We start from the raw sequence: 13539 nt of genomic DNA, 5'->3' as shown, positions 1-13539 counted from the left end.
TCAGACTAAAGGTTTATAATAAGATATATTTCAACACAATATCATAATAGAAAAACTTATATTTAATTCTAAAAGGAGAAATAATGCTATGATAAATAAAGAAAATATTGAAATCAGGCCGTATAAAATTGCCGATTATAGTCAAGTAGTCGATATCTTAATATTGTCATTTGAGAGTAAATTTAAAAAACTAACGAACTTAGAAACTAACAACTTAAAATCTTATATGATGGATGCTTTATTATTTGATAATCAACCGCAAGATGGATATTTTGTTGCTACGATTAAAAATGAAGTTGTTGGCGTTGTTAAAGCAACATATTCCAATAAGGCAAAAGTCAACAACACAAACAAAACTTCGTTTTTCTATTTAGAAAAAAAGTACGGACTAAGAAATGTAATCAAATTAAGATTTGCTATGATACTGCTATCAGACTCTACGAATAAAGGTGAATATTATATAGAGCATATTGCTGTATCAGAGAGAGCAAGAGGGCATGGCATTGGAACAAAATTGTTAGAAAAAGTATTTGATGAAGCAAATCGTTTAGATGAAATCGATAAAGTTACATTATATGTAGCTGGTACGAATCAAGGAGCAGTTAAACTCTATGAAAGAATTGGATTTAAGACGATTAAAAAAAGAAAGAGTTTTTTAATGCAACTGGTTTTTAAGAAAAGAACATGGTTTTTTATGTCAAAATATCTTAACGGTGAGAGTAGACCTAAATTAACATTGAATAGATATTGGTGGTTAGGTTTACTTGGATTGATTGGTTTTGTTTATATAAACGATATAAGAAATGTATTCATCCATGGTGAGAATTATTTTATATTGTTAAATTTGCTTTGGTTTTCATGGTTTATATATTTCATACCATCAAAAAGATAAATTTTAATATTTATATAGGATTGGAGGATTCGTATGAATGGATATATCAAAATTAGTCAATTAGCATCTATAATGGGAATATCAACACATCAAATTAGATATTTTGAAGAGAAAGGAATCTTTGATCCAGCATTCATTGAAAAAAATGGATATCGGATGTATGGGATCAATGAAATCTATGAAATGCTTCACATCTTATTTTTTAGAGAACTAGATATTTCGGTTAAAGATATTTCTATATTAAAGAAAACTAATATGAAAGCAGATTACTTATCCATATTAACTGAGAAAAAAGATGACATTGAAAAGCATATTGTAAAACTAAAAGACTTGAAAAAAGCAATTGAAACAACAATACAAGTTCTAGATGAAGTAAAAGAAAACAACGAAAGTTTTAGATATGCTGAGTTGAATGAAGTAAAACTTAAGATATTAAATAGCTATGAGCATCATCACAATATTAATGCACAAGATATGCTTCAAATAATCAAAGAATATAGTAATTATAATCTGCTAAATACAGTACAAATATATGATGAATCGAAATATTATGTCTGCGTAGAAGATGAAAGAAATTTTGATTATACATTGAGTCAAGGCAAGTATATTTATAAAATGGAAAATGTTAATAGTTATCAAAAAGCAGAGAAGAAAGTTGCACAATTTTTAAAGCAAATAAAAAAGATGTCTATTGAAACTGAAGGGCCATTATTGATACAAGATTTGCATCAAGCTTCAATAACAAGTAGCGATTCAGTAACAATAAAAATAATGATGAAGGTGAAAAATGAAAAGAGTTGAGTATTTAGATACACTAAGGGGTCTAGCTATTTTTTTTATGATCATGCAACACGCTTTTTTGGTTCATGAAATGGGTGCAGGAGACTCAAACAATATTATTTCTGTAATATTTGTGGCATTAGGAACATGGCCAGCAGCCCCTGTATTTATGGTTGTTTTAGGAATCTTTTTAATGCAAAGCAAGCGGCCTAATAAAGTATTAATGTTTAGAGGATTAAAATTACTTGCACTTGGTTATCTTTTGAACTTTGTAAGATTCACTATTCCATTGCTCATTGCAAAGGACAGTAAAGCATTTGAACTTTTATTTGAAATAGACATATTACAATTAGCGGGATTAAGTTTTATAATTCTTGCTGGACTACGTAAAATTGCTAGTAATAAGTTTCTATTTCCAACTATTATGATTCTAATTGCTTTTGTTTCACCATATCTTTGGAATGATTTTAATTATCTAACAGACCCATTTATCGGTTCGAGTGAACTCGTAAGTTTTCCGGTTTTTCCATGGATTATTTATCCAATGCTTGGTATGTATTTATCTAATACACTTTTGTCATTAAATAAGAAAAAAATAATTAAATTGGTACTAGCGTCATTCATCCTGACTCTAATTGGAGTTTTAACTATTGGCCAACATACTATTTTTGATTATCCACAGCACACTTTTGATTTGCATTTTCTGATTACTGCTTTTGTATTTGTTTATTTTTTAATAATATATGGGCTTACTAAAAAGTTTGGTTATCCAAAAATCTTGTCAATGTGGAGTGAAAATATTACTCAAATATATATCTTGCAATGGATTATTTTTGGCTATAGTATTTTGTTTTTAAATGCCAATCAATTTGGACCTATCGGCACAATGATTATCGGACTCATTGTTGTAATTGTAGTACACTTATTGGTGACGAAAACAAAAATTTCCAGATTCATACCAAAAGTATAGAAAATGCAAAAGTTGTATACTTTGAGCAATTGTATTTTTTACTTCTTCTTATATATATTTTCAAAACTGGAGTTCGATACCCAACACAAAGCAGATAGTGGAATAACCTATTTTTACACAAAGAATTTCACGTTAAAAAAAGTTGTAAAATAAAACCTCTAAACTAAGCCATAATTTAGGGGTGCAATTTTTTAGGGTGGGGGTGTAAAAATTTCTGTAAGGGGTGTAAAATTGTAGCAAAATAGGTCATACAACCCAAATATTAAATATAAGACATGAGGTTGACTCAAGTCTTTTTTTATATATAAAACCTATATTGAAGTATATATCTTTATTTGATATAATTAAGCAAAGGCTCATCTAAACAAAGATTTTAAAATAAGTAAAAGAAAGAGGAACATTATGCATACATTTAGTATGAAAAAAGCTTTTAAAAATAATGGTAATTTAATGTCACTGTTTTTTGCAATGATTGTATCAGCACTTGTTATTATTGGTGTTTTAATTTTTGATTCTGAAATGATGTGGTTCGTATATCTAATGGCTGCGTTAATTGTAGTTGAAGTGATATTAGTTTTATTCCTTATTATGAGTTTTAAATCTTTTAACAAGGTAGATTTAGAGACTACAAAAGCAACTGTATCATTGATTTGGTATATGAGATCAAGAAAAATGATTGTATTTACATATAATGTTAATGGCATAGAATATAAAAAAACCAATTCCCTATGGGCGTGGAAGTATGTTCGAACTATAAGAAAAGGTGACGAAATAGAAATATGTTACAAAAAAGATTATCCAAATAAAGCACTTATCAAAGATATGTATTTTATGGAATAATCATTTTTATATTAAAAAATAAAGGACTCCGCTATTGGAGTCTTTTTATATGGTAAAATAGAATGTAGAATATATTAAACTTAAGTATAGAGTTTAAGTGATCCAAATGGAGGGTTTATCATGGCAACGCAAAAAATAAAAAAAGAAAGACTTATTAAAGCATTAATTATTGTATCTATAACAGTGCTTTCACTTTTAGGTATATATGTTTTAAAATTACTTGCAGGTCAAGCTATGGCAAACATATCAAATGCTTTTAAAGCAATCGTTATTCCTTTTTCTATAGCCTTTTTCTTAAGTTTCATTATCAGTCCACTAGCTAGACTGATTGAGCATAAACTTCACATTAAAAGAAACTTAAGTATTATTTTAAGTATCTTTATAGGTCTTATTTTAATTATTGGATTATTTGTAGTAGTTATTATTAATTTATTTACACAAGTAACGTCTATATTTGACAGTTTGATATCATTGCTTGATGCCAATTGGATTACAACAATTATTGATTCTGTAAAAACATTTTTAGAATCATATTTAGATAGTCAAGAGATATCAAATTTAATTAATGAACTTACGACAAGTGGTTTGTCAGTTGATAAAATATTTGATTTATTTGCACAAATGATGACATTTATAACAAATCTTACAGCATCCATTTTTCAAGCCTTAATGATTTTAATATTAACTCCAGTGTTCTTATTTTATTTAATTAAAGAAAAAACATATATATTCACTGGCATTCAAAGTGTTTTTCCTAAAAAAATCCAACCACATCTTGAAGCTTTAGGAACAAGAACTGAAACTTCAGTTAAAAACTATTTAAAAGGGCAAGGCATCATGATTGGTTTAATTGCTATCTATTTTATGATTAGTCTTAGTATATTATCCTTTTTCGTTCCAGATTTTGGAGTTGAAATGGCAATCTTATTTGGACTACTTATGGGAATATTTAATATCATTCCATATTTAGGTGCTTGGATAGGACTAACCATACCTATTCTATTTTTATTTACAAAATATTTGGAAGTTGCACAAACAAACGAGAGTCAAGTTATTTATATTGTAGCGATTATCATTATTTTAATTCTTCAAATTGTTGAACAAGCTATAGAAAGTAGTGTTGTATCGCCACTTATTCTTGGAAATAAAGTTCAATTGCATCCTCTATTAGTTTTATCCAGTCTCATATTCTTTGGAGGAATCTTTGGATTTGTTGGAGTATTACTTGCAGTACCATTAGCAGCAACTTTAAAATCTAGTTTAGAATATTTCAGATCACTAGAAAAATCTGAAACTCCTAAAACTCTAAAATTAGAATAAACATACAAGCTATTGATATTGTAATAATAATATTTGTATGATAAAATATTTAAAATTATATAAAACGCTTTTTAGATCCAAAAATAAGCAAAAGGAAGGTTTATTATATGAATGATTCTTATGTAATAGTTACAGACTCTTGTAGTGATTTAACACTTAAAATGGTCACGGAAATGAATGTTGATGTTGTTCCACTTTCAGTAGAAATTGATGGCAATATTTATAGACATTATCCAGATGAAAGAGAAATAAGCGTCAAAGATTTTTATGATAAATTAAGAGACAAAAAAGTTGCAACAACTTCTTTAGTTAATGTTGGAGCTTACTTAGAATTCTTTGAAGAAAAATTAAAAGAAGGTAAAGATATTTTATATATTGCCTTTTCATCAGCGCTTTCTGGTTCATATCAATCTTCTGTTATTGCAAGTGGGGAATTAAACGAAAAATATCCAGAAAGAAAAATAGTAGTTGTTGATTCACTATCAGCTTCTATGGGACAAGGCTTACTTATATGGTATGCTTATCAAAAGCAAAAAGAAGGATTATCAATGCTTGATGTTGCAAAATGGGTAGAAGAACATAAACTAAATTTATGTCATCTGTTTACAGTCGATGATTTAGGCACTTTAAAAAGAGGTGGAAGACTTTCAGGAGCTCAAGCTTTATTAGGATCATTACTAAAAGTTAAACCTGTATTGCACGTTAGTAATGAAGGTAAACTCGTTCCAATAAAAAAGGCTAGAGGTAGAAAGACATCTCTTCAAATCCTTGTAGATTTAATGAAAGAATCAATTACTGAACCTCAAAATCAAACTATATTTATTTCACATGGTGATGATTTTAAGGATGCAGAATATATTGCACAATTGATACAAGAACAAATTGGTGTAAAACATATAGAATATGGATATGTTGGGCCTGTTGTAGGTGCACATTCTGGACCAAAGACTATTGCAGTATTTTTCATGGGTAGACAAAGATAACAATTTAATAGATATATAGCCAAATAAAAATTTGGCTTTTTTATTAGTATATAATGGTATAATGAGGTTAAATTGAAAAGGGTGATATTATGATTTATGAAGCACTATTAACAGGAACATTAAATAGTTTAGTACAAAATATAATATTGCTTTTTGGATTAGGTTTCATATTCGCAGCTGCAACAGCTAGTGCTAAAAAGAAATATAAAATTAGAAATCAATTTTTTATTGGTTTAATTCTAGGTGGGGTAGTGTTTTTAATTATGCTTGATCCTTTTGTTTTTGATGAAGGTCTTGTTTTTGATACAAGAAGTGTACTTTTAAGTGTAACTGGACTATTTTTTGGAGCTATACCTACAAGTGTCGCAGCTGTAGTTGCAATTATCTATAGATTATATATTGGTGGATCTGGTATTTATGCAGGTATATTAACAATAGTTACATCAGCAGCTATTGGTTTAAATTGGAGATATATTCGAAAAATATTACCTAAAGTTCCTAGTTATGTTGAGTTTTATATCATGGGGGTTATTGTACATATTGTAACCTTATTATCATTTTTATCAATTCCATGGCCACAGGCTTTTGATGTAATAAAAAGTACAGCATTAATTTATTTGATTATATTCCCAATAGTCACGATGTTATTAGCTGTAGTTGTACACAATGAACAAATAAAATTTAAAATAGCAGATGATTTAGAAAAACAAAAAGTTTTATTACAAGCAAGTATTGATTCAACATATGAAATGGAAATATTTGCAGTTGACTCGGAATATAAATATTTATCTTATAATGTTTTTCATAAAGACTCAATTAAAAATTTTTATGATATAGATATATCTTTAGAGATGAGTTTTTTAGATGTAGTTTCAAATGAAACGATTAAAAACAGATTGAAGGGTTCTATTGATAGAGTTTTAAAAGGAGAATCTTTTAAAATAACTCTACAAGTTGAAGATCAAGAAAATTCTTATTTAGAAGAAAGATATGCCCCAATTCTTGATTTGGATAAAAATATTGTTGGTGCAACTATTTTCATACAAGATATTACCATAAGAAAGCAATATGAAAATGAAATTTTAAAATTGAGCTACAGCGATGCTTTGACTGGACTAAATAACAGAAGAAAACATCAAGAACAACTTATTATGCTTAATCAAGAGAAATATCATCCAGTTAGTGTTGCATTTTTTGATATAAATGGACTTAAAGTTATGAATGATGCATTTGGGCATGCTGAAGGTGATAGACTCATTAAAGTCGTTGCGAAAAAGTTATTAATAGCATGTAAAAAATATAATGCGTATGTATCTAGAGTTGGTGGGGATGAATTTATTGTTTTATGTCCAAATACTAAAGAAGTAGATGCACTAGAACTTGCTAATGAGACTAAAACTTTAATAGAAAAAGAATATATCAAACACATGGCAATTTCGATTTCATATGGTATAAGTGCAAAAGAAATTGGAGATAATTTTGAAGACGTTATCAATAAGGCAGAAACAAATTTATATAAAAACAAATTATATGAAAGTAGTTCACATAGAAATGAATCTATTAGAACCATTTTAAATACATTGAAAGCTAAGGATGAATATTCAGAAGAACATTCAAAAAGAGTTTCTGATATATGTAAAAAGATGGGTAAAAAGATGGGAATGACAAAACAAGATATAGAGCAATTAACATTGATTAGTAATCTTCATGATATCGGTAAAATTTCTATAGATGATAAAATTTTGAATAAGCCTGGAAAACTTACTGAAGAAGAGTGGAGAATCATGAAGCGTCATCCTGAAACTGGATATCGTATTTTATCTTCTTCACCAGACTATATTGACATCGCAGAAGATATCCTTTCTCACCATGAAAGATATGATGGTACAGGATATCCAAGAGGATTAAAAGGTGAAAATATACCAATTAGAGCACGTATTATTGCAATAGCAGATGCATTTGATGCAATGATATCAGATCGTCCTTATAGAAAGAAATTAGATCATGATGTTGCTATCCAAGAGTTAATAGATAATAAAGGTACTCAGTTTGATCCTAAATTAGTAGATATCTTCTTAACAATTTTTAGCAAAAACAAATAAAATCATGTATAATAGACATAGTAAATACTGGAGGTAGAGAAATGCAAAGAAAAACAAAAATTATATGTACTGTTGGACCTGCAATCGATTCAGAAGAAATGATTGGAAAAATGATAGATGCTGGCATGAATGTTGGTAGATTGAACTTTTCTCATGCAGACCATGATGAACATTTAGCAAGAATAAAAATGATTAGAAAAGTTGCAAAAGAAAAAGAACGTTTTATAGGTGTTATGGCGGATACAAAAGGACCAGAAATAAGAACTGGTAAATTTGAAAATGGACAAGCTAGTTTTAAAACTGGCGATATTATTGAAGTACACCGTAAAGATATTTTAGGCAATAGTAAAAGATTTCATATAGACTGTGATGAGTTATATGATGATATGGTTGCTGGTAATTTTATTTTAATTGATGATGGAAAAATAAAATTAACTGTTTTAGATAATAAAGATGGTGTTATGAAATGCGAAGTTATGAACTCTGGTATTATTAAGACTAAAAAAGGTGTTAATGTTCCAAATGTTAAATTATCTATGCCATTTGTGTCTAAAAAAGATTTTGATGATATTGTTTTTTCAGCAAATCAAAATGTAGATATGTTTGCTTTATCTTTTGTTAGAAGAAAAGAAGATGTATTAGAAGTTAGAAAGATTTTAAATGATATAGGTAAAGGCGATATAGAAATCATTTCTAAAATTGAAAATCAAGAAGGTGTTGATAATCTTGAAGGCATTTTAGAAGTTAGTGATGGAGTGATGGTAGCTAGAGGTGATTTAGGAGTTGAAGTTTCAACTCAACTTGTGCCTTTATATCAAAAACGTATTATCAAAAAAGCAAATGAAATGGGAAAACCAGTCATAACTGCAACTCATATGCTTGAATCTATGATGTTTTCACCAAGACCAACTAGAGCAGAAGCATCAGATGTTGCTAATGCAATATTAGATGGGTCAGATGCTATTATGCTTTCTGGTGAATCTGCAGCTGGAGAATATCCAATTGAAGCAGTTTTAACAATGGATACAATTGCTAAAGCTATTGAAAGTAGTATTCCATATAAAGAAAGACTAGAACATAGCATTAAAACAAGTCAACCAACTGTCAATGATGCAATAGGTATTGCAGTAAGCCAAACAGCACAAGCTTTACCAAAAGCAGAAGTTGTTATAGCATTTACTGAATCAGGCGGGACTGCTAAACGTATTTGTAAGTTCAGACCATCAGTGCCAATTATTGCAATAACTAATAGCATTGAAACATGCCAAAGACTATCTTATTATTGGGGAGTATTTGCAGCATATAGAGAAGATGTTTCAGATTATTTACTTTTTGATAAAGTCGCAATTGAAGTTGCAATGGATTATGGTTTTAAATCAGGTACAACATTAATTATGACTTCAGGTTGGGCTCAAAAACATGGATCAACGAACACAATGAGAATCATTGATATTCCTTAACTAAAATCAATAGCCGCAATTTGCGGCTATTTCTTTAAAGAAACAAAAAAAGGATTAAATATATAAAAAAATGTATAATATAAATAAATAGTATAAAGGAAAAGCATATGAATCAAAATAAAATAAAAAATGAAATAAACCAATTGAATATAACTGATGAAAAAAAACTTAGTCCGATAAATGAGTCTATTAAAATTATTGTGTACTATGCACTGCTAAGTTTTTTATGGATCTTCGGTTCCGATCTTCTTGTGAATTTATTTGTTCATGATGCAGATTTGATTAGTCAAATACAGACTGTCAAAGGGATCTTTTTTGTGCTTTTATCTTCGAGTATATTTTATATCATTATATTTAAAAAGTTGAATCTTTATGTTGTATCGATTATAAAATTAAAAAAAGCAAATGAAAATTTAGAAATAATGAATGAAAACTCTATTAAACTTGATGCTAAATTATTTCAGTTGGCTTACTATGATGAACTTACAGAATTGCCAAATAAGATTTTACTTGAAGAAAAAGTAAATACTTATTTACAAAACAACTCTAAAAAAATGATGGCGTTGGTATACATGGATATTGATGAATTTAGAAATATCAATGAAGTCAAAGGTCATCAAATTGGTGATGAGCTAATTAAATCGGTTGCAAATGTGATGAAAAAACATATTAAAGACAATGATATCCTATGTCATACAGGAGCGGATGAATTTGTTGTGGCAGTATTTGATATTAAAGATTTATCTGAATTCTTATCAGAAATTGAAGAATTCTTTAAAAATATAAAACAAACATATATTTTGGATAAAGATGAGTATTATGTAACATTTAGTGGTGGTGTTGCATTAGCACCAGATCATGGTAATGATTATATTACTCTACTAAGACATGCGGATAGTGCATTATCAATGGCAAAAAATAAAGGTAAAGATCAACTTGTTATCTTTGATGATGAAATGGTTACAATGATTACACAACAAACTGAATTACTAAATCTACTTAGAAACGCTATTCCTAATCATGAATTTTCTCTTCATTATCAACCTGTTATTGATTTAAAAGATCATTCAATCATTGGAGCAGAAGCTCTAATTAGATGGCATAATAAGAGTAAAGGATATATTCCACCATTGGAGTTTATCTCTTTATCTGAAAAAAATGGATATATTAAAGAGATTACAGAATGGGTATTTTATCAAGTAGCAAAAGACATTTCTAAATGGCCTAAAAAAGAAGAGGATTTTAAAATATCTGTTAATATCTCTGCAGTAATGCTTATTCATGATTCATTTTTAAAGTATTTAAATAAATGGATCAAACAATATCAAATCGATTGCAAGCAAATCATATTAGAAATCACTGAAACTGCAGTGATTACTGATATTGACAGAAGTATACATGTATTATTACAACTTAGAAAAATGGGATTCACCATAGCTCTAGATGATTTTGGAACGGGGTATTCATCTTTGACGTATCTTCAAAGATTGCCAATAGATATTATAAAAATTGATAGAAGTTTTATCAATAATATTAATAAAGAAACCAAGGAGTTTCATGTTTTAAAATATATGATTGATTTAGCTCATCACTTAAATATGAAAGTGGTAGCAGAAGGTATTGAAATTGTTGAGCAACAAAAGATTGTCAAAGCTTATCTTGGTGATCTTGCTCAAGGATATTATTACTGCAAGCCAATGCCGAAAGAACAATTAATAGACTTTATGAAATCATACAAAAATTGAAAATGTGGTGATTAGATGATAGAAATTTTAGAGACTTACGACATTCAGTTATTTTCTGCTTTACTACTATTAATCATTGTTATTTTAAATAAATATAAAAAAGATATACCAACATTTTCTATGAATTTATTCTATGGAATTGTTATTATAAACCTAACTTTACTCATTTTAGAACCAATGAGTTTTTTAGCTGATGTGAATACGAGTCCTATCATGCCATATTTAAATTATGCTATTGATTTTTTAATTGTTATGTTGACACCATTACTCGTGGGATTATGGGCTTCATATATTGATTATAAACTATTCAAAAAGCAAAAAAGATTAAAAAAGAGATTATATTATCAATATGTTACCTTAATTACTATATTTGGATTGTTAATAAACTTTTTTACACCAGTATTCTTTTCAATTGATTTTGATACAAATACTTATCAAAGAGGATATTTATTCTTTTTAAGATATTTATTAATATTTTTATTATATATTCATGTCGCATATATGACTTTGAAAAACAGAAATAGACAAAATTCTCACGTAATAATTGGAATTATGACTTTTCTGTTATTTCCGATTATTGGAGCAATTATTCAAATATTTTTCCAAACGCTATATTTCCAATTTAGCGGTTCAGCTCTAGGTGTCTTAGTCATATTTATTTACTTAGAAACGACAAGTGGAAATAAAGATTACTTAACTAATCTTTATTCAAGACGTGTTTTAGATGAGTATTTAGATGGATTAGTTGAAAGACAAGACTCTTTTACAGTCATCATGATAGATTTAGATCATTTTAAAGAAATTAATGATGAATATGGACATCATGCTGGAGATCAAGTTCTTATTGAGTTTTCTAGAATACTATTTAAATTAAAAAAATCTAAAAAATCTATAATAAGTAGACTTGGTGGTGATGAGTTTTTATGCATTCTAACTGAAATAGATTATGAAAATTATACTTCTTATGTAGAACAATTAAAGAGTCAATCAAGTTCTAGTGTCATTTTAAAAACATATGGATTTAAAGGTTTCTCTGAAGGTATACTTGTATATGATCATGAAATGGATGTAGACAATTTATTAAAAAATGTTGATACACTTATGTATCATAAAAAAAATTCAAAAAGATAAAAGAATCCATTTGGATTCTTTTTTAATGTGTTAATCATGCTATAATTAAAAATAGGAGTTGATAATATGCCAAAAAAAGAATTAATAAAAAAATTAGCTGAACTTGCAGTCAAAGTAGGCGCAAATGTTCAAAAAGATCAAGTTGTAGTGATTAGAACTTCAACAGAAACAAAGGCGTTAGCAAGAGAAATAGCTGAACAAGCTTATCTTGCTGGAGCTAAAAGAGTGCATGTTCAATGGAATGACGAATATGTTTCTCATCAAACTTTATTGCATGCATCATTAGAAGAATTACAAAATGTTCCAAAATATCTGGTTGACCAATATCAATATTTTGTTGATAGAGGTGCTTGTTTTATTTCAATTGCATCACCAATCCCTGGGCTTAATAAAGATGTAGATTCTAATAAATCTCAAAAATCGGGAATTGCTATGCAAAAAGCGGTGTCTTTCTTTAGAGAGTTTTTAATGGGAAATAAGTCACAATGGACAATTGTTTCAGAGCCTAATAAAGTATGGGCTAAACAAGTTTTTCCTGAATTAGATGAAGACAAAGCAGTTGAAAAACTATGGGATGCTATACTAAACGCAAGTAGAGTAACAGAAAAGAATGATCCTATTTTAGAATGGAAAGAACATAATGCAATATTACTTGCACATAATCAAGTACTTAATAATTATAATTTTAAACAACTGCATTTCAAAAACAGTCTAGGTACTGATTTAGTTGTAGAACTTGTTAAAAATCATGTATGGGCAGGTGGAGGAGAAACTGCAGCTAATGGTGCATATTTTAATCCAAATATACCAACTGAAGAAAACTTCACGATGCCATATAAATGGGGTACACGTGGAAAAGTGTTTGCAACTAAACCATTAAACTATCAAGGTAAATTAATTGATAAGTTCTGGCTAGAGTTTAAAGATGGAAAAGTAATTGATTTTTACGCAGAAAAAGAGAATGAAGCTTTAACAAATTTACTTGATACTGATGAAGGCAGTAGATATATTGGTGAAATCGCTTTAATTAGCCATGATTCACCTATATCTAATACTGATATACTATTTTTAAATACACTCTTTGATGAAAATGCATCTTGCCATATGGCACTAGGTAGAGCGTATCCTATGAATATTAAAAATGGTGTAAACTTAGAAATGTCTGAACTTGTTAAACATGGATATAATAATTCAATGGTTCATTCAGATTTTATGTTTGGTAGCGAAGATATGGAAATTATCGGTCTTACACAAGATGGTAAAGAAGTTCAGGTATTTTCTAAAGGTAATTTTGTAATTTAGGTGTCTTTTTAGAC

Annotated in this window: 11 protein-coding genes; all 11 read left to right on the top strand. The window is 28.4% G+C overall.

Annotated elements, in window-relative coordinates:
* The first annotated feature begins 88 nt into the window (after positions 1 to 88).
* The 11 genes from MPAN_RS07095 (at position 89) to MPAN_RS07045 (ending at position 13525) form a co-directional block, all read left to right on the top strand.
* Positions 89 to 892, top strand: a complete 804-nt coding sequence (locus tag MPAN_RS07095; RefSeq protein WP_176239879.1) for a GNAT family N-acetyltransferase — start codon at positions 89 to 91, stop codon at positions 890 to 892.
* A gap of 33 nt (positions 893 to 925) precedes the next feature.
* Positions 926 to 1693, top strand: coding sequence for a MerR family transcriptional regulator (locus MPAN_RS07090; protein ID WP_176239880.1), 768 nt, complete (start codon positions 926 to 928; stop codon positions 1691 to 1693).
* Positions 1680 to 2642, top strand: a complete 963-nt coding sequence (locus MPAN_RS07085; protein ID WP_176239881.1) for a heparan-alpha-glucosaminide N-acetyltransferase domain-containing protein — start codon at positions 1680 to 1682, stop codon at positions 2640 to 2642. Before MPAN_RS07090 ends, MPAN_RS07085 begins: the two co-directional genes overlap by 14 nt.
* A 402-nt stretch (positions 2643 to 3044) precedes the next feature.
* A complete protein-coding gene (locus MPAN_RS07080; RefSeq protein WP_176239882.1) occupies positions 3045 to 3482 on the top strand; it encodes a hypothetical protein in 438 nt (145 codons plus the stop codon).
* Positions 3483 to 3602: 120 nt separating this feature from the next.
* The gene (locus tag MPAN_RS07075; RefSeq protein WP_176239883.1) at positions 3603 to 4802 is read left to right on the top strand and encodes an AI-2E family transporter; all 1200 of its coding nucleotides are present in this window, start codon (positions 3603 to 3605) and stop codon (positions 4800 to 4802) included.
* Positions 4803 to 4909: 107 nt separating this feature from the next.
* The gene (locus tag MPAN_RS07070; RefSeq protein ID WP_176239884.1) at positions 4910 to 5785 is read left to right on the top strand and encodes a DegV family protein; all 876 of its coding nucleotides are present in this window, start codon (positions 4910 to 4912) and stop codon (positions 5783 to 5785) included.
* Between the two features lie 89 nt (positions 5786 to 5874).
* Positions 5875 to 7887 (top strand): GTP cyclohydrolase IIa, encoded by a 2013-nt coding sequence (locus MPAN_RS07065; protein WP_176239885.1) that lies wholly within the window; start codon positions 5875 to 5877, stop codon positions 7885 to 7887.
* Between the two features lie 41 nt (positions 7888 to 7928).
* Positions 7929 to 9347 (top strand): pyruvate kinase, encoded by a 1419-nt coding sequence (gene pyk, locus MPAN_RS07060; RefSeq protein WP_176239886.1) that lies wholly within the window; start codon positions 7929 to 7931, stop codon positions 9345 to 9347.
* Positions 9348 to 9454: 107 nt separating this feature from the next.
* On the top strand, positions 9455 to 11092 hold the full coding sequence (locus MPAN_RS07055) for a putative bifunctional diguanylate cyclase/phosphodiesterase (protein WP_176239887.1): 1638 nt from the start codon (positions 9455 to 9457) through the stop codon (positions 11090 to 11092).
* A gap of 15 nt (positions 11093 to 11107) precedes the next feature.
* Entirely contained in the window at positions 11108 to 12223 is a 1116-nt protein-coding gene (locus MPAN_RS07050) for a GGDEF domain-containing protein (protein ID WP_176239888.1), read from the top strand.
* 66 nt (positions 12224 to 12289) lie between these two features.
* On the top strand, positions 12290 to 13525 hold the full coding sequence (locus MPAN_RS07045) for an aminopeptidase (protein WP_176239889.1): 1236 nt from the start codon (positions 12290 to 12292) through the stop codon (positions 13523 to 13525).
* Positions 13526 to 13539 lie beyond the last annotated feature (14 nt).

The organism is Mariniplasma anaerobium (assembly GCF_016865445.1).
Lineage (GTDB): Bacteria > Bacillota_I > Bacilli_A > Acholeplasmatales > Acholeplasmataceae > Mariniplasma > Mariniplasma anaerobium.
This window is presented reverse-complemented; position numbering and strand designations above follow the sequence as displayed.